The 21,069-nt window shown below is 34.9% G+C and carries 18 protein-coding genes; 13 read left to right on the top strand and 5 right to left on the bottom strand.

The window, feature by feature from the left end; genetic code table 11:
* Positions 1-6 precede the first annotated feature (6 nt).
* Complete coding sequence (locus HOO91_01555) at positions 7-474, bottom strand: DUF202 domain-containing protein (GenBank protein NOU16232.1); 468 nt, start codon at positions 472-474, stop codon at positions 7-9.
* Positions 475-481: 7 nt separating this feature from the next.
* Positions 482-1,990 (bottom strand): caspase family protein, encoded by a 1,509-nt coding sequence (locus HOO91_01550; protein ID NOU16231.1) that lies wholly within the window; start codon positions 1,988-1,990, stop codon positions 482-484.
* Between the two features lie 235 nt (positions 1,991-2,225).
* Between HOO91_01550 and HOO91_01545 the strand changes: the two genes are divergently transcribed.
* The 4 genes from HOO91_01545 (at position 2,226) to HOO91_01530 (ending at position 8,990) form a co-directional block, all read left to right on the top strand.
* Entirely contained in the window at positions 2,226-4,217 is a 1,992-nt protein-coding gene (locus HOO91_01545; GenBank protein ID NOU16230.1) for a PAS domain S-box protein, read from the top strand.
* A 405-nt stretch (positions 4,218-4,622) separates the two neighbouring features.
* Positions 4,623-6,167: a cytochrome ubiquinol oxidase subunit I gene (locus HOO91_01540; protein ID NOU16229.1), complete on the top strand. Its 1,545-nt coding sequence runs from the start codon at positions 4,623-4,625 to the stop codon at positions 6,165-6,167.
* A complete protein-coding gene (gene cydB / locus HOO91_01535) occupies positions 6,167-7,303 on the top strand; it encodes a cytochrome d ubiquinol oxidase subunit II (protein ID NOU16228.1) in 1,137 nt (378 codons plus the stop codon). Before HOO91_01540 ends, cydB begins: the two co-directional genes overlap by 1 nt.
* A 409-nt stretch (positions 7,304-7,712) precedes the next feature.
* A complete protein-coding gene (locus HOO91_01530) occupies positions 7,713-8,990 on the top strand; it encodes a M20/M25/M40 family metallo-hydrolase (protein ID NOU16227.1) in 1,278 nt (425 codons plus the stop codon).
* Positions 8,991-9,238: 248 nt separating this feature from the next.
* Here the strand turns inward: HOO91_01530 and HOO91_01525 are convergent, their stop codons facing one another.
* Entirely contained in the window at positions 9,239-12,280 is a 3,042-nt protein-coding gene (locus HOO91_01525; protein ID NOU16226.1) for a T9SS type A sorting domain-containing protein, read from the bottom strand.
* A 264-nt stretch (positions 12,281-12,544) separates the two neighbouring features.
* Between HOO91_01525 and HOO91_01520 the strand changes: the two genes are divergently transcribed.
* From HOO91_01520 to HOO91_01480, 9 genes are all read left to right on the top strand, one after another.
* Complete coding sequence (locus HOO91_01520; GenBank protein ID NOU16225.1) at positions 12,545-12,787, top strand: transporter suffix domain-containing protein; 243 nt, start codon at positions 12,545-12,547, stop codon at positions 12,785-12,787.
* Between the two features lie 14 nt (positions 12,788-12,801).
* Positions 12,802-13,728, top strand: a complete 927-nt coding sequence (locus HOO91_01515) for an NAD-dependent epimerase/dehydratase family protein (protein NOU16224.1) — start codon at positions 12,802-12,804, stop codon at positions 13,726-13,728.
* Between the two features lie 181 nt (positions 13,729-13,909).
* Complete coding sequence (locus HOO91_01510) at positions 13,910-14,320, top strand: hypothetical protein (GenBank protein ID NOU16223.1); 411 nt, start codon at positions 13,910-13,912, stop codon at positions 14,318-14,320.
* A 77-nt stretch (positions 14,321-14,397) separates the two neighbouring features.
* A complete protein-coding gene (locus tag HOO91_01505; GenBank protein ID NOU16222.1) occupies positions 14,398-15,636 on the top strand; it encodes an NAD(P)/FAD-dependent oxidoreductase in 1,239 nt (412 codons plus the stop codon).
* Between the two features lie 69 nt (positions 15,637-15,705).
* Positions 15,706-16,065 carry a DUF4180 domain-containing protein gene (locus tag HOO91_01500; GenBank protein NOU16221.1) on the top strand — a complete coding sequence of 120 codons (360 nt, stop codon included), beginning with the start codon at positions 15,706-15,708 and terminating at the stop codon, positions 16,063-16,065.
* A gap of 93 nt (positions 16,066-16,158) precedes the next feature.
* Positions 16,159-16,536, top strand: coding sequence for a 6-phosphogluconate dehydrogenase (locus HOO91_01495; protein NOU16220.1), 378 nt, complete (start codon positions 16,159-16,161; stop codon positions 16,534-16,536).
* 27 nt (positions 16,537-16,563) lie between these two features.
* A complete protein-coding gene (locus tag HOO91_01490) occupies positions 16,564-17,076 on the top strand; it encodes a GNAT family N-acetyltransferase (GenBank protein ID NOU16219.1) in 513 nt (170 codons plus the stop codon).
* Positions 17,077-17,140: 64 nt separating this feature from the next.
* The gene (locus HOO91_01485) at positions 17,141-17,965 is read left to right on the top strand and encodes a glycerol acyltransferase (GenBank protein ID NOU16218.1); all 825 of its coding nucleotides are present in this window, start codon (positions 17,141-17,143) and stop codon (positions 17,963-17,965) included.
* 59 nt (positions 17,966-18,024) lie between these two features.
* Complete coding sequence (locus HOO91_01480; protein NOU16217.1) at positions 18,025-19,011, top strand: GNAT family N-acetyltransferase; 987 nt, start codon at positions 18,025-18,027, stop codon at positions 19,009-19,011.
* Here HOO91_01480 and HOO91_01475 read toward each other — a convergent pair.
* Together HOO91_01475 and HOO91_01470 are read right to left on the bottom strand one after the other, a co-directional pair.
* A complete protein-coding gene (locus HOO91_01475) occupies positions 19,005-20,903 on the bottom strand; it encodes an amidophosphoribosyltransferase (GenBank protein NOU16216.1) in 1,899 nt (632 codons plus the stop codon). The two genes, HOO91_01480 and HOO91_01475, sit on opposite strands and share 7 nt — an antisense overlap.
* Complete coding sequence (locus tag HOO91_01470; protein ID NOU16215.1) at positions 20,887-21,069, bottom strand: hypothetical protein; 183 nt, start codon at positions 21,067-21,069, stop codon at positions 20,887-20,889. Before HOO91_01470 ends, HOO91_01475 begins: the two co-directional genes overlap by 17 nt.

Below are 21,069 nucleotides of genomic sequence, written 5' to 3'. Positions count from 1 at the left end.
AAGGGTTCAGTCAATGTTCTCTTCGGTATTGTTTTTTCTTCTATTCTTTTCAATAAGACCAATAATTAAAAGAACTATTCCCACAAACATGGAAGTTATTCCAATTATTAGCGTTTTAACAGGAAATATCAATCCACCGTTATAAAAATACAATATAAGAAGTGCCCCTCCTCCCATTAATGATAACCCAAATCTTACATTATTCTTCTCCTTAGATTTTTCATGACTTTCCTGTGCTTCCTTTTCTAATTCCTGGTTATCAATATTTTCAGGATTGTACTCTAATACTGCAATATTTCCTTCAAGTAGATGTTTTGCTTGATATTCAGTAATTAATTCACGTTCTAATGCAATGCTTATAGCCGCTTCATGCATAAATGGATCCTCGGATTCATCTGTATTTGCTATAATATCGAATAATTCATCATCGGTTTTCTTATTCAATTCGTTCAAATATGGATTTTCGTTTACCATAGAATTTTCAATTAAGTTTCCAATTCATCCATTCGGCTTGAATATCTATGCTTGTATTTGTTTGTGGAAGCTGCTCTTTATCGTTAATTAGAATTGAATTCAACTTAATGGATTTATTCAAATAATCGGATAGCTCCTTGTATGTTACATCCCCCTTTGTTTCTTGAAACTTTTTTAGCAAAAAATAGGTGAATAAGCCATGGTTTTTGGCTTTGTAGGGTAAAGAGCTTTGCTCACCTGAACTCGCAGTAAACACAACTAAATTACCTTTTAGAACATCCTCTTTGGGCTTTACTTTAACTCCACGAGCCGAAAGCAATCCTTGATTTCTGGCTCCTCCACTAAAACAGGCATCCAAAAATACTGTAACTCTTCTGCTTGGGAATTCAGTTAGCTTTGAGTATAAAGTGTTTAAATTAATTGCGTAGATCAAATTGGTACCATTCACATCAACAGGTATTAAATAGGCCTCTTTAGTATTCTCATCGGGTAGCCCGTGTCCGGCATAGTAAACAAATACATCAGCAGTTCCTTCGGTTACTTTAATAATCTTATTTAGCTTGTCAATTCCTTGGCTCATCTCCCCAAGTGTTGCATCAAGTAGGAATGTAATATTTTCCTCAGGGATGCCCAGCACTTTAATAGCATGTTCCTTGAAGATGGTTGCATCGTTTCGAGCAAATTCAACATTAGCCTCGGTGTTTATCTCCTTTTGCTTTGATGAGTAGTCCTCATTACCTATAATCAGGGCAAACCTATCGGAGTTTTGCTTTGCAACTTCTGGAATATTTACATCAACATCAGATTTTATTATGGATTGCTTATTGCCTTTATTCTTTAGGTTATCTGCAATTTCAGGTACAATTATTTCCTTTGCCTTTCTTAAATATGATACTTTCAAATAATCAACACAAATTCTTGAGTTATACCATATCTGGAAACCAATACGATTTGAATTAAATTCAGTAATAGGGCCAGATTTTAGTAAGACTTCATTTACAAAAAAGGAGAATTGGTCGCCTGTTCTTCTAATAGTTAGCTTAGTAAATTCATTATATACAACGCTAATATTAGGAATAAACTCTCCCCCATCTTTTATAAACCTTCTGGTTTCGTTAATTTTATCCTGATAAACAACCGACTCGCTGTTGCAGTTTACAATAAACCCACATTCACCTTTATCCGATTTGTTAAATATTAACCCAAATAGATTTCCCTTAGTCCCGCCTGTTTGTTTTATAAGGGTTTCAATTTCAAAATCCTGAGTCAAATCAAAAATAATTCCGTTAAGGCTATACCAAATAGGAGATTTTCCTCTCCATTCTAAAGTAAGGTATCCATTTTCAACACTAGAAAGCGCTTCAGAATTGTCACCAAGCCACCAACGATTATTATTGTTATCAAAATTATCTAAGAATACCACCTCTTTCTCTCTCTGTGAATAATCATAATAATTATCCTGAGAAAAACCTTGCAAGGTAAATACCAATGTAATTATTGAGATTATGAATTTCATACCTTTTAGTGTTTAAGAATTATCAAAATTAAAATAAAACATAAAACTTTATAATGCCCAACGACAGTTAATCCAAAGAGGAAACGGCAGGTAAAAAAGTTGTCGGAAACTAACTTCAACCTCCAAATCCATTTATCTGAATGGTATTTTCGTACACAAACATTAAACCATTCTTCATGTAAAATAAACTTATTTTTTAATTATTTCAATTATTTTTGACATTAAATAATGCCGGATGGAACGCTTCAATTTACTGATAAATAATTTTGAGTCTTTAAACAAAGAGCTTAAAATAGTAAGCACCCAACTAAAGAAAGAAAACAAAGAGTTTTATAATTCTATTGTTGAAAACTCCACAAATTATATAGCAGTTATTCAGGAAGGGAAGTTTGTTTTTATAAACTCAAAAGGCTTAAAATTATTGCGCTGCACAAGTTCTGCTGATATTATTGGAAAAAATATTCTTGATACAATACATGCCGATCATCAATATATCGTAATCGATCGTCTGGCAACTACATCTAATTTACCCATTACGCCTGTACACCTAAAAAATATCCGATTCGATAAGACTTTTTTCGATACTGAGAGTAATCTGATTCCTTTTGTTTACAATAAAAAACCAGCAACGCTCATTATAAGTCGCGATATTACTCCCGATTTGGAGTATAATACGGCATTACAGGTTGAAGAAAAACTTCGCACCGATATTCTCAACTCATTTAAAGAAGTTATTGCTTTTTATAGCATCAACCACAACATTATATGGCTCAACGATGCTGGTAAGGAGCAACTTAACATAAAGGATGATTCTTACATTGGTGAATTATGTCATAATGTATGGTTTAACAATAATAAGCCCTGTATGAATTGCCCCGTAGTTAGCCGTGTATTCGTACCTACAGAGAGGATTGTTACCCTTAATGATAATAGAATATGGATGGTAAGGCACACCCCATTATTCGATGATAATGGAACCCTAACAGGTTTTGTCGAGTACAGATCTGATATTACCGAAAAAGAAAACACAAAGAATGAACTGGAGCGGAGTCATGCTCGACAAATTCGTGCTGAAATTGCCAATTCATTTGGTCATATAGAAAGCGATTTAACCACAGGGCTTCAAATATGGTCGCACGGAGCTTATAATATCTTTGGGCATAGCTACAGCGAAAATCAAACATCGCACAAAGAAAATTTTGTCAAATATATTCACCATGAGGATTCCGAGCAGGTTAAGCAATTGCTTCAACTTACCTATAACGGAAAGAAAAAATTTGATTTTATCTTCAGAATTATCGATGCCAATGATAAGGAGAAAACTGTTCGCGGAATTGGCGAAGTCAGAATAGATCCAGTAACTAAAAACAAAAAATTCTTTGGCGTATTACAGGATATAACCCATATCTCAAATCTTGAGAAGCAAATATTTGATGAGCGTCAGAAATATAAAATGCTTGCCGAAAATGCTCCGTTAGGGCTTATTCTAACGCAGAACAACAAACCTGTTTACATCAATAAAACCACTATGAGTTGGCTTGGACTCAAATCCTTATTAGATTTCGAGAAGATTGGTTTTGTTGGATTATTCCACCCAAATGATAGAAAAATTGCCGAAGAGCTATCCCTAAAATTAAAAGACAACAACGTTCCTTCACCGTTAGTTAAAAAACTAAGGATTTTAAATAGCAATGGTGATATTCGTTATATCAGACTCGATTTAGTAAACAATACGATTAATTGCCAGAAATATGTGCAAACCGTATTAATCGATATTACCTCCGATGTTCTAAAAGAGAAAAAACAGAAGCAGGTTGCTGCTGATGCTTTATACATGAATCAAAAGAATACAATCCTGTCCGAAATAGAAAGTGTTTTAACTAAAACTCTCACCGATAAGAAATTCTCAAAAAGCCAAAAGGAGTTCAAGAAGATATTTGATATCATTAACAGCTATAAACAATTGGATAAAGACTGGAAAATGCTTATAGCCAACTTTGAAGAGGTACATCCTGATTTTTTTAGTAAACTCAAGAAAATACACCCAATGTTATCATCAAACGATATCAAACATTGTGCCTGCATAAAAATGAATTTCGAAACAAAAGAGATTGCACGTTTCTTTAATATTAAAGCCTCATCGGTTCAAATTAGCAGGGTTCGGTTAAAGAAAAAAATGAATCTATCCGATTCAATTGATTTAAGAAGTTATATTTTGAGTTTCTAAACTTATCCACTCCATTTATTTCCCATCACCCTTTGATTGCTTTACTCGTTTAATCGCTCGGCCAAAATAGAAGGTAATTAACGTCAATTCTATGTAAGGTGTTATTGGCTCCGCCGAACTCGCAAGCTCGGTTCTGAGCGAAGTGAAGGATTTAATTATCTAAAAGTTAGATACTTAACTTCGTTCAGCATGACAAAACAATAATCCGATATTGTATTGAAAATCAATACGTAATACTTACATGTATCAATTCAAAATATAGATTTGATACATGTAATAGTTTTGTAATATCTCTAATTTAAATTATTACACACCTATTATATACTTTAGGCTTTTGAAATCAATTTGAATTTCGAATTATTCCTTTATACAATTTTTTCAACCTAAACCTAATACAGTTAATTTATGACACAACTTTATGACCCTACTCTGGTTGATTGGTCTCGGGCTCAATTTGCCCTTACGGCCATTTATCACTGGTGTTTTGTGCCTCTAACTCTAGGACTTTCGTTTATTGTTGCCTTTATGGAAACACTCTACGTTAAAACTGGAAACGAAGAATGGAAACGAATTACCAAGTTTTGGATGACCCTTTTCGGTATAAATTTCGCTATTGGTGTGGCAACTGGTATTATACTCGAATTCGAGTTTGGTACCAACTGGTCAAACTATTCATGGTTTGTTGGCGATATTTTTGGTGCTCCGCTTGCTGTTGAAGGGATAATGGCATTTTTCATCGAAAGCACCTTTGTTGCAGTTATGTTCTTTGGATGGAACAAAGTCAGCAAAAAATTTCATTTGGTTTCTACATGGCTTGCCGCTATAGGCGCAAATCTTTCTGCACTATGGATTCTGGTTGCAAACTCGTGGATGCAATACCCTGTTGGCATGCACTTCAATCCCGATATGACCCGTAACGAGATGACCAATTTCTGGGATGTGCTTTTTTCACCAGTGGCTATCAACAAATTTTTACACACCGTTTCGTCTGGTTATGTATTATCCGCTGTTTTTGTAATAGGAGTTAGCGCTTGGTATATGCTAAAAAATCGCGAAATACGTTTTGCTAAGCTTAGCATTTTGGTTGCCGCAGTTTTTGGTTTAATTACGTCATTATTCATCATCCTTACAGGCGACCATTCTGCACGATTAATGGCAAAGCATCAACCCATGAAATTCGCTGCAATGGAAAATATCTATCAGGGACAACGTAAGGCTCCGCTTGTAGTTTTTGGGGTTCTTAAAAACAATAATACCGATAGTTTGGCTAAAGAAGATTTTGCATTTAAACTCGAAATACCAAACTTCTTGTCTTCTATGGCATTTCTCGATGCTAATGCATATGTTCCAGGTATTAAAGATATAGTGCAAGGCAATAGCGAACACGGCATTATATCTGCCTCTGAAAAAATCCAAAAAGGTAAAATAGCAATACAAACTTTAAGAGATTATAATACTGCCAAAAAAACTAAAGATTATGATAAAGCGAAAGAATCTCTTTCCATATTAAATGCAAATTACAATTACTTTGGCTATGGCTACCTTACCGATGCCAAACAAATAGTACCTCCTGTTAAATTAACTTTTTATTCATTCCGTATAATGGTTGCCCTTGGTTTCTGGTTTGTTGTTCTTTTTGTACTTGTTTTGATTTTTCTATTTCGCAATCGCTTGGAAAATAAACGCTGGTTCTTCCGTGCTGCTATTATCAGTATACCATTAGCATATCTTGCATCACAACTTGGATGGGCAGTTACAGAGGTTGGTCGCCAACCTTGGGTTATTCAGGATTTAATGCCTGCCATAACTGCTGTTTCAAATATAAATGTTGGTTCGGTAAAAATAACTTTCGCCCTTTTTGCCATCATTTTCACGATATTGCTAATTGCAGAAATCAAGATTATGCTAAAACAAATTAAAATTGGTCCTAAAGATGGAGGAAACGAATAATGTTTGAAACTTTATCACATATCGCATTACAGCAATACTGGTGGATTCTAGTATCTCTGCTGGGCTCCCTACTTGTATTTTTACTATTTGTACAAGGCGGACAAACACTCATTTACCAATTGGGTAAAACGGACACTACCAGAAGTCTTATAATTAATACCGTTGGCAGTAAATGGGAATTCACTTTTACTACATTGGTAACATTTGGAGGGGCTTTCTTTGCATCTTTCCCTTTATTTTATAGCACAAGCTTTGGTGGTGCTTATTGGGTATGGATAGTTATCCTATTTGCTTTTGTTATTCAGGCCGTTGCCTATGAGTTCCGCTCAAAACCTGAAAACGTTCTTGGCAAAAGGGTTTTCGACGCTTTCCTCTTTTTGAATGGACTATTAGGCACTATACTTTTGGGTGCAGCGGTTAGCACATTTTTTACTGGTTCAAACTTCACTATTGATAACGAACATCATTCGCAATGGACAATGGCTTCGCGTGGTCTTGAGGCTGCTTTAAATATTCAAAACCTGTCGTTGGGTTTGGCAGTATTCTTTTTATCACGCGTTTTGGCTTTACTCTATTTCATGAATGCTATTGACAATTCTGAAATTATTGAGAAGGTAAAAAAACAGCTATGGTATAACGCAATTCCATTCCTAGTATTTTTTCTGCTATTTACAGGAATGCTAATGCTTAAAGATGGTTTTGCGGTAAACCCAGTAACGGGTGAAGTATTTATGCAATCCTACAAGTATTTTATCAATTTAATTGATATGCCTTTAGTAGCCTTATTATTTTTAGCAGGTGTAGTTTTAGTTTTAATGGGCATAATTATGCCAATAGTTTCGTTTGTAAAATATAGCAACAAAGCTATATGGTTTGCAGGAATTGGTACTGTTTTAGCCGTTTTTTCATTGTTCCTTTTGGCTGGTTTCAATAACACTGCTTACTACCCTTCAGTTGCCGAATTACAGAGCTCTCTAACCATTGCTAATAGCTCTTCGAGTCACTATACGCTCACTGCAATGAGCTATGTTTCATTGTTTATCCCTTTCGTGTTAGCTTACATAGTATACGTATGGAGAGCAATGAACAGTAAAAAGTTAGATGCTAACGATATGGAAAAGGAACATGTTTATTAACCATTAAAATTAAAAATTATGATTACTCAAATCCTTTGGTTGGCATGCCTTCCAGTAATTTTATATGTTTCCTACAAGTTAATTGCTTTATCGCTTACTTACTTTGAGAAAAAGCAACATTAAATATTACAAGTTTTGGTGATAACCCTGAAAAGTATTCAGGGAAGGTTTAAGGTTTAGACAATAATAAACACCCACAGTTTTTAAATACAACTTTAAAAACGTGGGTGTTCATATTAGACATTATATTGATTAGATTATAACCATGCTGATTATCAATGCTAAATTTATCAACCGATGCTTAATCTATATAAAGTCTAATGTCTAATATAGAGATAAAAAATACTCCTCATCGATTTAATGGAAATAATTTACCTTTATGGCAAATTGAATTATGAATAGTTAAAATATGAAAAAAATTATTGCAGTTTCATTAGCTCTTTCTATCTTTCTTAATTTGATAGGTCAAGATGTTGATTACCCTAAAGAGGTTGTAAAGACACTCGCTTCTCCTGAGTTTAAAGGACGAGGCTATGTTGAGGATGGAAATAGAATTGCTGCAAATTATATTAAAGATCAATATTCTCAAATTGGATTAAACCCATTTAAGAAGGGTTATTTTCAACCCTTTAAGATTGATGTAAATACTTTCCCCAAAAGCATGAAACTAGCATTTGACAACTCTAAATTAGTGGCAGGGAAGGATTTTATTGTAGATCCATCATCCCCATCATTGAATGGTGAATTTTCAGTATATATTATCAACAAACAAGACCTGTTAGACGACAATAAGGTTCGAAATGCTATACAATCCTCAACAGGTAAGATTTTGATTATAAATGAAAGAGATTTTAAAACTGTTAAAAAAGAAGAGAAACAAAAAGTAGAAGATATCATAAATTTTCTAAAATACAGCCCTAACGTTCCTTCTTCAGGGACAATTATAGTAACAAGTGAGAAATTAACGTGGAGCACCTCAACAACTCAATCATCCAAACCATCATTTACTGTTAATAATGGGTATGACATCGCTACTTTAAAGAAGGGAAAAATAGAGATCGATGCATCATTAATAAAATATAAAACACAAAATATAATTGGCTATGTAGAAGGGAAGGAAAAGCCTGATTCATTTCTAGTAGTACTGGCGCATTATGATCATTTAGGAAAAATGGGATCAGAAACATATTTCCCGGGAGCTAATGACAATTCAAGTGGCGTAGCAATGCTGCTAACCTTAGCCAAACATTTTAAAGCCAATCCTCCCAAATACTCTATTGTATTTATTGCATTATCGGCTGAAGAGATTGGCATTGTTGGAGCAAAATATTTTGTCGATAACCCATTATTCGATTTGAAGAAGATAAAGTTTTTAGTCAATTTTGATCTTGCAGGTACAGGTGACGATGGTATTAAAGTTGTAAACGGTAGTGTATTTAAGACCTATTTTGATATACTTACACGCTTAAATGAAAAGAATAGCTATTTGAAATCTGTTCAAATCAGGGGTGCTGCATGCAATAGCGATCATTGTCTGTTTTATGATAAAGGTGTACCCTCTTATTATATTTATACCCTAGGCGGAATTCAAGCATATCATGACATTTATGACAAATCGGAAACATTACCGCTAACAGGATTTACTAATTATTCAAAGTTAATGATAGATTTTTTCAATAACTTTTAATGGTATCCACCAACCCAATTCTCGATTAGTAGTAATCTTAAATCAATTAATAATCACGCTAGTTTAAAACTTACAAAAGTAGTATTAGCCATTATACAGATTAAGCCGTTTGAGTTTGATAAGAGTTCCGAACTTTTTAAAAAGTTCGGAACTCTAGGGTTTACCTTCTTTTCCGAAGGATAAAGTTTTTGAGTAAACTTTAGGTACAACAGTTGATGCTTAATCTATATAAAGTCTGTTGTATGATATTAGTTTAGAACTATCTTTTTTACGAAAGATTTATGTTCTTGTAATATTTGAATAAAGTAAACCCCTTTCGGCAAATTAGATATATCAATAGTTTCAAATTGCCTATTTATTATTTTGGTAAGCATAATATCCCCTTTAATACCAATAACCCGCATTGTTGATTGCTTAATATCATTTAACTCAATATTAAGTTTATTGTTAGATGGATTTGGGTATATTTTTATTCCGCTAATGCTGTTTTCATTGATGTTCGATATTATATTTTCAGCAAAAGATATGGCATTGGAACAATCTTTTAGTATTAAATTTTTAATTGCAAGTTTAAGATCGGGATAATGTTTTACCGAATCACGTAATTTAAGTTCAATCAATCTTGATGCTTCATAGATTTTTCTTGCAGCCTCAAATTTACAAGTATCTAAGGAAATATTTGTGTTTTTAAAATCATTAATGCTTTTAATTGTCGATTTAAGATATTTATAACCGAATTCATTGCTAGGCTCAATTTCAGTACCCTCGTTCCAATCATTCCAGGTCTCAATAATTACCCATTTTAATGGTAAGGGGGACTGGTAATTATTCACAAATGTCCATGTTGAATCGTATATAGTTCCATTCTGCCTATCCATCCATCTATTCTTTTCTCCCCAACAATTATTACTCTTGTCATCAAAACCAGGCCAAACGCCTCCGGTAGTAAAATTGAGGTTTAAACCATATTGATTTACTTCAGGATAGTACCACTGCAAATATTTTCTCCCCCAGTTCTTGCCATTTGCATACCATCCGGTATTATCAGGGCCAACCCAAGGATATGAAGAATTAATATAATCGATAGCATCTGCTTCTATTTCATTCCACAGAATAATTGGTTGTTTTTCAGTAAATATGCTACTTGTAACGTCATAAAAATTTTTTGCAGTTAAAAATTTATTTGGATAATTAAATACAAAAACTGCCGGTCTATCATAATAATACAGGTAATTTGATGTATTCGGAAGGATATAATCACGTAAGTACGAAATTTTTCTTAAAGCAGTATCCAATGGTTCTTTTTTATCCATTCCCTGATCATCATAGCTGATAGCAAATTCATATTTAAAATCTGTACTATCAATATCCCTGATTTTATTAATTGTAGGCATTAGTACCTTAAGGCTTTGCTCGTCAAAGTCATCTTTTACGTTAATAACCAACCCATCAATTCCGCATGACCAAGACAATAATATATGGTAAAGCGATGTTGTCCAACTTCTTGAATCGTAATAATCGATAAGAGGTTTTCTGGGCTGACCACATGACCAATGTTGGCCTGTTATACCAGTACCAAACCATCCCATGTAGTGCATTAATACTTTTTTTGGTTCAGTTTTGCAAGTATCTAAAGTGGTTAACCTGTCGAATGGGGATTTTCTTGATGCTGCATAGTAGAGCCATGATGTACCATCAAGACTCGACCATTTAACCGCCCAAATTCCGGCTACACTAACAGAGTCGTTATAATGAGGTACTGTTCCATCGGGATAGCGATGGTTAACTAAATTGTAGAAGAGTGAACGACTACCAGTTCCTCCTGCACAGATGTAAGATAACGTTCCTTCATACCACGTTGCAATTGGCCCAATCCCATCAAATCCGGCAGGATCACTTGGTCCCTTGGTATAAAGTACTTTCCCCGAAAAGGAAAGTGCATCCAGAGACTTTTGTGCATCAGACGTTTTCTTAAAAAATGCAGAAAGCCATGTGTTGGCAAATAGCACTACACGAGGAGCATTTATTGCTTCCTGCCAGTATTTTAATTCTGTATCCCATGTTTTACTGTCAATATATTGCAACATTTTATTCGCTTTAGACGAGTCGCCAAGTTCGTTGACACTGAGTATTGCCGCGGTATAAGCTTCGCCGCTTGAAACCTCATACTTCACCTTAGTTAGCGGGTTGATTGTGTAGAATTTCCCATCGCTGTCTATTAAGTTATACAGGAAGAATTTTGCTTTTTCAATGGCAATTATTACCCTTTTATCTTTTGACTTATTATAGTAATTCTGTAAACCTGTAATAATCCAGGGAAAATCACCCATCCATACTGTTCCATCACCCTCAAGATTATAAATAATATCCCCTGTTTCGGTTTTCCAAGCTCTTGGCCAGAAACCAAGTTTATCTTGATTTTTAACTAGAAATAGCGCCAATTTTTCTGCAGCTCTGGAGCATGAATCTACTGGTTTTGAATTCTCCCACTGCCCCTCCGAAGAAAGTATTTTTAGAACAAGTCCTTGCCCATATAGATAGGAGACTTTATCCGCGAGCCAGGTACAAAAAAGGCCTGTATTGCTATTTTGACGATTGAGAATTGCTTTTAAGGCTTGCTTAGCAATTATAGGTAACACACTGGAATCGTTAAGCGTTTCAAAGGAGGTTGCACGTACCCAAGATGCAGCAGAATCGGTTTTAAGTTTTTTGAATGCTATCGTACCCGAATCGGGCAATATATCATTATCTGATGCTCCAGAATTAACCTCGAACGATATAACCTTTACGGCATTCCAGCTAATGCTTCCGCCATTCCCTATTTGTTTTTTAAGAACTGAAACGCTCTCACACCATCTGGTAATACTAGCTAATCCGTCCCATTTATAGGTGCCCTGAATGGTACCATCTTCAAATTTGAGTTGAATGTTACGTCTTGTATCACACTTTGATCCTTTAACATCAAAGCCAAATATATCCTTATCGGATAATGAGATGGTTGGACTCATTACCTGATAAAACTGTACAAACTTGTCTCTTTTCCCTGAACCAAATTTCCAGTGTAGAAAAACACAGGTATCATTGGTGGTTATATAGCCAGAATCTCTTGCCCCCTGATTAAAGTTGCAAATCCATCTATCTTTATCTGTAAATAAATTTAGAGGCATCATCGCTGATCCTTTCCAACCAAGATCTACAGATTGAGCCATAGTTATGGTTTTTGCAACTAGCAGAAGCATAATTAATAAACAATAATTAGCTAAAAGATGGCCTTTACTAATTGTATACATGGGTGCGTGTTTAACGTTATTGATGCTTGATTTAACAGTAATTTATGAGATCAATTATCCTATAATAAAACAGGTTGATTTTTTGTTAGCAATTCTACCCTGTATCTAAATATACTACTGCAATTTAAGTATATTTTACTATTTATAATAGAATCTCACTATTAACAAGAAGAAATTTATAAAATTTTTTATTCCTCGAATAAACTTAACTACTTAAATTATGTTGATATAAGGATCCTTTAAAATTTATGGCACGCCTAAAAAATGACTAAAACAATTGGTTATATACTATTAGCTATTTCCTGTATTTTATTTGGGTTGATACTGGTTGTTCCCTGGTTTGGTTTTTCAAAAGGTACAATTGCAGGGGTAATTACAGGGCTTTTAGTTGCCGGAGAAATTCTGTTTTATCTAAGCATATTCTTAATTGGTAAGGATTTTATAGCTAAAATAAAAAATAGGTTGATTTTCTGGAAAGCAAAGCCAACCAACAACTCCACTGAATAAAAATAAATAACCCCATGCAAACAATACTCGGTGCCAATGGCATTATTGCAAGTGAGCTTGCAAAAGAACTTCATTCAAAATACACAAAGGATATTCGCTTGGTAAGCAGAAATCCCAAAAAGATTAATGATACGGACGAACTGGTGTCTGCTGATCTACTAAACCCCAGTCAAACTTCAATTGCTGTAAAAGGATCCGAAATTGTTTATCTCACTGCTGGTTTACCGTACAACTCAAAAATATGGCACGAACAGTGGCCTATAGTGATGCGAAATGTTATTGATGCTTGTAAGTTACACCATGCTAAATTGGTATTTTTCGATAACGTTTACATGTACGGTAAGGTAAAAGGAACAATGACCGAAGAAACACCTTTTAATGCCGTTAGCATCAAGGGTAAAGTAAGAGGTGTAATTACCCAAATGCTTTTAGATGAAATTAAAAACAATCAAATTACGGCAATGATTTGCCGAGCACCCGAATTCTATGGTCCTCACAATACTAATAGTGGAACAAATTCAACCATATTTTACAATATCAAAAAAGGTAAAAAACTGCAAGTGCTATTGAACGATTCCACTCTACGAACCTTGATTTATTCTCCCGATGCAGCTAAAGCTACCGCTTTATTAGGAAATACCCCAGATGCCTATAATCAAACATGGCATTTACCTTGTGATACAAATAGAATGACCACAAAACAATTTATTGCTCAGTGTTCATCTATAAAAGGGAAAGAGTTAAAATATACCATTCTCAAAAAAGAGATGATTAAAATAGTGGGGTTATTTAATCCCTTTGTTAAAGAGATAATTGAACTGCTGTACCAATGGGAGCAGGATTATATTTTTGACTGTACAAAATTCAATACACATTTCCCTAATTTTAAAATAACAACAATCCCTGAAGGAATTAAAGAAATAATAAACGAATTCGAATAAATACATTAAATCGTTTCAACATAACCTCTCTTTTTCTGGCTAAAAACTGATCCTCGATAGATTTATCAAAAATTGCTTACTTTTATGGTAAGTAAACTGTTACTATTTGTATTGTCTTTTAGATCTTTACATCTTGCTATTACAGTCCAATTAGTCAAAATAACTTACACTTTTTACCCTTATGGTATACCGTGATTATCTAAAAAAACAAATCGATGAACTTGGGCGAGTTTTAGGAAAACTCTTAGCCGATTTGATAAGTCTGAAAACACAAGGAAAAACCGAACAGGGAATAGAGATTGTAAACCAAACGCTTAAAACAGAACTCGATTTAGATCTTTCCGAAATTCTGTCTTTATCTGAAGAAGAGATAATTGAGAAACTTGAAAAAATGACACCCGATTATAAACTTATCGGGGTTTATGCAGATATTATTTATGAAATGCTGGACGACCTGAATTATGAAAAAGCGAAAAAGGCAGATCTTTTAAAAAAGATATTAGCTCTCTATGAGCATGTTGAAAAGAAAAGTTCAACCTTCTCTTTCGAAAATCATACTAAAATTGAACTGATAAAAAAAGAACTGCAATAGCGATTCAATCAAAATATTATTAACAAATAGCAACAGAAATGGGCGAATCGTATATAATTAATTGTCTGGGAGTTTAAATGAAAATTGGGATAATTGGAGGAGGTGCTGCTGGTTTTTTTGCTGCAATTGCAGCAAAGGAAAATTATCCAAATGCTACGGTTGTAATTTTTGAAAAATCGCTAAAACCCTTATCAAAAGTTAAAATATCTGGCGGAGGAAGATGTAACGTCACCAACGGTTGCAATTCCATAGATGAATTATGCAAAGCTTACCCCAGAGGTGAACGATTATTAAAAAAAGCCTTTCACATTTTCAATAATAATCATACAATCGAATGGTTTGAATCGCGAGGCGTTCCTTTAGTAACTCAAAGTGATAATTGTGTTTTTCCAGTATCTCAAAACTCACAAAGTATAATCGATTGTTTAATAGGAGAAACTAAAAGACTTGGAATTGAAATAGAACTGGGACATGGTGTAAAAGCAATAAAACAAATAGAAAATCAGCTAGAACTTGTATTTCTTAAGGATGAATTCCAGCCTAAAATCTTTGACAAGGTAATTGTTACAACTGGAGGTTCTCCAAAAAGGGATGGATTGGAATGGTTAGAATCTTTGGGACACAAAATTGAAAACCCCGTTCCATCATTATTTACATTCAATATTCCGTCAGACCCAATTACTGAATTGATGGGGATTGTGGTTGAAAATACCTTGGTGAGTATTCAAGGCACAAAAATTAAATCAGAAGGTCCATTACTTATTACACACTGGGGAATGAGTGGTCCTGCAATTCTCAAATTATCATCATACGGGGCAAGGGTATTGAATGAGATGAGCTATAACTTTAATGTTCAGGTAAATTGGGTTTACGAGCAAAATAATGACTTAGTCATTAATTACATGAATGCCATTATTAATGAACATTCCAATAAATTATTATCGAATATTCGACCTTACGCTCTGCCTGAGAGATTATGGCTGTACCTATTAGAGAAAAGTGAACTCTCCCTAAAGAAAAAATGGAGCGAACTTGGTAAGAAAGGACTCAATAAATTGATTAGTGTATTAACAAATGATATTTATGCTGTAAGCGGAAAATCAACATTTAAAGAAGAGTTTGTAACCTGCGGTGGGGTTAGTTTGCAAAGCATTGACCATAATACACTGCAAAGTAAGGTTTGCAAAAACCTCTATTTTGCCGGAGAAGTTTTAGATATTGATGCAATTACAGGGGGTTATAATTTACAAGCTGCTTGGACAACTGGTTTTATTGCAGGAAAATTGAGTTCAAATTTGGCCTTGGAAAATAAATAGGTTAAGAAATAATAGTTATAGTAAAAAAACGTAGTTGCCATTTTCATCCTCACAATAACAATATAAACTATGAAAATAGAAATTAGCCAAATCAACGGAATAAGTATTGCTGAGATAATTTCTGAGAGTATCATTATAAATAGTACGCAGGATGTTTTAGATATAATGGGGAATTGTAATTATCAAGGATCAACCAGAATTATAATTCATGAGAAAAATTTGATTCCTGCTTTTTTTGATTTAAAGACAGGTATAGCCGGAGATATTCTTCAAAAGTTTTCAACTTATAGCGTGCGTCTTGCTTTAGTTGGCGATTTTACAAAATACTCAAGTAAGAGCTTAAAGGATTTTATTTTTGAAAGTAATAGGTATGGAAGGGTAGTATTTGTGTGTTCTGTAAATGAGGCTAAAGAGCGGTTGGCAAAATAATGCCTTAAGTTCTCTTTGTGTTTTTCTAGTTGAAAGATATAATGCCAAACCACCAAATTTATTATCTTTGAAGACACTTTTAGCCTACTGAATATGAAGATAGTTAAACGAATTATTATACTTGCCTTAATAGTTTTTCTTGGAATCTGCGCATTTACATACTGGGGCAAGTACGAGGAAGGAGTAATGGCAGGAAAAATATTACGTATAAGCCAAAAGGGAATGATTTTTAAAACATACGAGGGAAAACTTGGACTTGAATCATTCGGCGCATTAAGGGGAGCAAGCCCAATTGCTGAAACATTTGATTTTTCTGTTGAAAGCAAGGAGAAAGAGGTGATAAAAGATTTGGAGGCTGTTGCATTAACGGGCGAAAGGGTAAATTTACATTATTTTAAACGCTATATGTCCTTTCCTTGGCGTGGCAATACAAAATATTTTGCTTCTAGGGTCGAACGTTCAAAACAGTAACGTTTTATAACTTTTAACTCCAATAAAATGTTCGAAAAATTGGACTTCCGCTTACTAAATTCTAGTGATATCAATTTGCTATTTAACTTTAACTCAAGCATTGAAAATTTAGAGTTTGTTCCTCGCACACCTTTCCAAACGATTAATGAAGCTGAAGCACTTCTTGCTAAATTCCTAAAATCAATGGCGGAACAAACAGCCATTTGGTGGGTTTTTAGTGAAATGAGCACTGGAAAAGAGATTGGCTATGGTGGCCTATTTGGTATTGATAAGGATAATCATAAAGCCGAAATTGGGTATGGATTTCTTAAAGAATCTTGGGGGAAAGGTTTTGCCAGCTCAGCAGTTAACTTTATTACCAACTATTGCTTTTCCGAACTAAAATTGCATCGCTTAAATGGATTGGTTGACCCTCAAAATAAGGCATCAATAAGGGTGCTTGAGAAGAATGGTTACATCAACGAGGGTATAATGCGTGATTACTACTATGCCCGAGATAGATATTTTGATATGTGTTTGTTGGCAAAAATTATTGGGTGATTTTTTCTCTATCACATTTGTCAATTTTTGATTCTTAACTTTGCTAATAATAAATGATGTTTCTGTGCAAGAAAAAGAGAATTTCATAGATGTAGAGAAGGTAATAGCAGGCAAAAGTCCTCGCCTAATTAAATTCCTGCCTCACTTTATTATTCGATACATAAAACGCATCATCCATCAAGCTGAGATTAATGAGATTCTCTCCCAGCATGGACAAAAACAGGGCGTTGAATTTATTGATGCAGTATTAAAACATATGGATGTATCCTATCAGGTTGAAGGGATTGAAAATATTAGCCAAGATGGTAGGTACCTATTCGCTTCAAATCATCCCCTTGGTGGGCTGGATGGTATGATTCTAATACATCTTTTAGGTCAAGAATATCCGGAAGTAAAGTTTCCTGTGAATGATTTACTAATGCATTTAAAGCAGCTTCATGGCATTTTTATACCAGTTAATAAACATGGTTCACAATCATCGCAAAATGCACGTGCATTAGAGCAAGCGTACTCCTCTAGTTCTCAAATACTATATTTCCCTGCGGGTCTCTGCTCCCGCAAACAGAAAGGCAAAATTGAAGACTTGGAATGGAAAAAGAGTTTTATCACAAAGGCGCTAAGACATCAACGCGATATTGTGCCCATATATTTTAGCGGTCGAAACTCTAATTTCTTTTATAATCTAGCCAAACTTAGGGCTTTCTTTGGAATCAAGGCAAATATTGAAATGCTTTATCTCGTAGATGAGATGTTCAAACAAAAAGGGAAAAACATTGTCGTGAAAATTGGTAAACCCATTCCATATAAAAATTTTGATAATTCACTCCCCCCACAAGGATGGGCAAACTGGGTGAAAAGCAGTGTTTATGAGATGGCTCAAAATTCATAATTTTGATAAGCAGAAAACAATAAGCATGAATTAGTGTTACTTTTAGCAAATTTTTGTTGATGGAACAGATCATTGAACATGTAGATAAAAAGTTGCTAGAACAAGAACTTACACACGATAAGTTTGTTCGCCATACCAACAACGCAGGGAACGATCTTTATATTTTTACTGCCGCAGATTCACCGAATCTTATGAGGGAGGTTGGTCGACTTCGCGAATTGACTTTCCGTTCTGCCGGTGGTGGTACTGGTCTGAGCATTGATATTGATGAATACGATACTTGCACAAACTGTTACAAACAACTAATTGTTTGGGATCCAAAGGATAAGGAGATAGTTGGTGGTTATCGTTACCATAGCGTCGATCCTTCTAAAGGTGAAGAGATAAACCTATCAACAAAGCATCTTTTTAATTTCTCCGATAAGTTTATAGCAGAATATATGCCCCACATGATAGAGTTGGGTCGGTCATTCGTACAGCCAAAATATCAATCTATTTATAGGCTTGGAAAGGGTATATACGCTTTGGATAATCTGTGGGATGGTTTGGGTGCATTGATTGTCATAAATCCGCATATTAAATATTTCTTTGGGAAGGTGACAATGTACCGTAACTATAACCTTGATTCCCGTAATCTACTACTCTATTTTTTCGAAAAGTACTTTAGCGATACAGAGGGTCTAATAACACCTATCTATCCTATGGTTGTTGAAATGGATAGGGAGAAACTTGCAAAAATATTTAATGGAAGTTCATACAAGGAGGATTATAAGATACTCTCCCACGAAATCCGTCATTTAGGTGAGAAAATTCCACCCTTGATTAACTCATATATGAATATCAGCCCCTCGATGAAGGTTTTTGGAACAGTTATTAATCCTTTCTTTGGTGATGTTGAGGAAACAGGAATTATGATTACCATTTCCGATATCTATGATCATAAAGTAGAAAGGCATATCGCTAGCTTCTTCAAAAATATCAAGGAAAAATATGAACTCCGAAAGTTCATTAAACACGAATCAAAACTTCGGAAAAAGGATCAGTAGGCTCTCTGATTCCGCCCCTCAATATAGTTAATAAATGAGGTGTTTACCACCCTATTGCCGCCTGGCGTTGGGTAGTTTCCTGTAAAATACCAATCGCCCAAATCGTTTGGGCATGCAATATGAAGATTTTCAATTGTTTGAAATACTATTTTCACCTGAGCTTTCATCCCTTTAGGGGTTAAGATTTGAGCGATTTTATCGGAAATTTGCTCATCGGTGAATGGCCTATAGATATCCTTTACGTAGTTAATAATCACTTCTTTGGGTAGATTTTGTTGCGCTTTACAGTTTTTATATACTGTGTTGATTACACCCTCGTGCCCCGTTTCCTTTAAAAGTTCGATTGCAGCCCTAAATGCAACAAAATCTCCGAGTTTTGCCATATCAATGCCATAGCAATCGGGGTAGCGAATTTGTGGTGATGATGATACAATTACTATCATTCTTGGATGTAATCGATCAAGGATCTTAAGTATGCTCTCCCTCAGGGTGGTGCCCCTTACAATCGAATCGTCGATAACCACGAGATTATCAACATCGTTACGGACAATTCCGTAGGTTACATCATATACGTGTCCAACCAAATCGTTGCGTCCACTATCCTGCGAAATAAAAGTTCGTAGTTTAATATCCTTAACAGCAACCTTCTCAACCCGTGGACGCATTGAGATGATTTCGTCCAACTCATCCTCAGTAATAGATTTTCCTTTTTCGAGAATCAACCTCTTTTTTTCCATCTTTAGGTAGTCCTCAACCCCTTTAACCATTCCATAAAATGCTGTTTCGGCTGTATTTGGAATAAACGAAAAAACTGTATTCCGATAATCAAAATCAACAGCCTCTAAACTTTTTAAAGCTAATAATTCTCCTAATTTCTTTCTTTCTAAATATATACTCTTATCGGTTCCTCTTGAGAAGTAAATTCGCTCGAATGAACAAGAACTTCGGGTTTGAGGAACCCTTATCTCGTCGTGGCTTATTGTGCCATCACGCTTAATAATGAGAGCATGCCCAGGTTTAACTTCATTCACATCATCAACAGAGATATTCAAAACGGTTTGAATAACAGGTCGTTCCGAAGCCACTACAACTATTTCATCGTTAGCAAAGTAGTAAGCAGGACGAATGCCCCATGGATCGCGGAGAACAAAAGCATCGCCATGTCCCAATAAACCCGCAATAGCGTAGCCCCCATCAAAATCTTTAGTTGAATCCTGTAGTGTCTTTTTTATGCTAATATGCTCGGCAATCAGGTTGGTTATTTCCTTATTAGAAATTCCTTCGTTTTTATACTGCCTAAAAAGCTGTTGATTTTCTTCATCGAGAAAATGTCCAATTTTTTCAAGGACAGTAACGGTATCGGAATAATCCTTAGGATGTTGTCCAAGGTTAACCAACTTCGTGAAAAGTTCGTCAACATTTGTCATATTGAAATTACCTGCTACAACTAGCGTTCTCGATTTCCAGTTGTTCTCCCTCATCACAGGATGAACGTAATCTATGCTATGATTGCCAAATGTGCCATACCTAAGATGTCCAAGATATAGTTCCGCTGCAAAAGGAAGGTTTTGCTTTGCCCAAGCAGGATCGTCAATTAAATCGGGCTTTGATTCGTATTTTTTAAACGTTTTGTTTACAGCATCAAAAACATCACGAATAGATGATTGTGAGTTAGAACGCTCCCTATCGATATATCGTTGCCCGGGTTCAACATCAAACTTCACACTTGCCAATCCTGCGCCATCCTGACCCCTGTTGTGCTGTTTTTCCATCAACAGGTAAAGCTTTTGCAATCCATATCTCCATGACCCATATTTTACCTGATAGTACTCTAGGGGCTTAAGAAGCCTTATCAAAGCAATTCCGCACTCGTGTTTAATCTGATCGCTCATTTCTATAACTGATTGATAACGTTTGGTTAAATGGAAACATCGTTGCAAAGAAATAGTTCAAAGGATAGTATTGAAGATTCGATTCGACCGAAGCTAACTCTGTTGTATCCGTAGGGATTTTTTTTGAGGTTGCTTTCAGCTTTCGAATATCTACTATTCTCTGCAT

It is taken from the genome of Bacteroidales bacterium, assembly GCA_013141385.1.
In the GTDB taxonomy this organism is placed as follows: domain Bacteria; phylum Bacteroidota; class Bacteroidia; order Bacteroidales; family Tenuifilaceae; genus UBA8529.
This window is presented reverse-complemented; position numbering and strand designations above follow the sequence as displayed.

Excerpts from the sequence above, each read along its gene's own strand:
- HOO91_01475 (NOU16216.1), bottom strand. The coding sequence starts at position 20,903 with ATGAGCGATCAGATTAAACACGAGTGCGGAATTGCTTTGATAAGGCTT.
- HOO91_01540 (NOU16229.1), top strand. The coding sequence starts at position 4,623 with ATGACACAACTTTATGACCCTACTCTGGTTGATTGGTCTCGGGCTCAA.
- HOO91_01510 (NOU16223.1), top strand. The coding sequence starts at position 13,910 with ATGGTATACCGTGATTATCTAAAAAAACAAATCGATGAACTTGGGCGA.
- HOO91_01480 (NOU16217.1), top strand. The coding sequence starts at position 18,025 with ATGGAACAGATCATTGAACATGTAGATAAAAAGTTGCTAGAACAAGAA.
- HOO91_01495 (NOU16220.1), top strand. The coding sequence starts at position 16,159 with ATGAAGATAGTTAAACGAATTATTATACTTGCCTTAATAGTTTTTCTT.
- HOO91_01530 (NOU16227.1), top strand. The coding sequence starts at position 7,713 with ATGAAAAAAATTATTGCAGTTTCATTAGCTCTTTCTATCTTTCTTAAT.
- HOO91_01470 (NOU16215.1), bottom strand. The coding sequence starts at position 21,069 with ATGCAGAGAATAGTAGATATTCGAAAGCTGAAAGCAACCTCAAAAAAA.
- cydB (NOU16228.1), top strand. The coding sequence starts at position 6,167 with ATGTTTGAAACTTTATCACATATCGCATTACAGCAATACTGGTGGATT.
- HOO91_01545 (NOU16230.1), top strand. The coding sequence starts at position 2,226 with ATGGAACGCTTCAATTTACTGATAAATAATTTTGAGTCTTTAAACAAA.
- HOO91_01515 (NOU16224.1), top strand. The coding sequence starts at position 12,802 with ATGCAAACAATACTCGGTGCCAATGGCATTATTGCAAGTGAGCTTGCA.
- HOO91_01555 (NOU16232.1), bottom strand. The coding sequence starts at position 474 with ATGGTAAACGAAAATCCATATTTGAACGAATTGAATAAGAAAACCGAT.
- HOO91_01500 (NOU16221.1), top strand. The coding sequence starts at position 15,706 with ATGAAAATAGAAATTAGCCAAATCAACGGAATAAGTATTGCTGAGATA.
- HOO91_01520 (NOU16225.1), top strand. The coding sequence starts at position 12,545 with ATGACTAAAACAATTGGTTATATACTATTAGCTATTTCCTGTATTTTA.
- HOO91_01550 (NOU16231.1), bottom strand. The coding sequence starts at position 1,990 with ATGAAATTCATAATCTCAATAATTACATTGGTATTTACCTTGCAAGGT.
- HOO91_01490 (NOU16219.1), top strand. The coding sequence starts at position 16,564 with ATGTTCGAAAAATTGGACTTCCGCTTACTAAATTCTAGTGATATCAAT.
- HOO91_01505 (NOU16222.1), top strand. The coding sequence starts at position 14,398 with ATGAAAATTGGGATAATTGGAGGAGGTGCTGCTGGTTTTTTTGCTGCA.
- HOO91_01525 (NOU16226.1), bottom strand. The coding sequence starts at position 12,280 with ATGTATACAATTAGTAAAGGCCATCTTTTAGCTAATTATTGTTTATTA.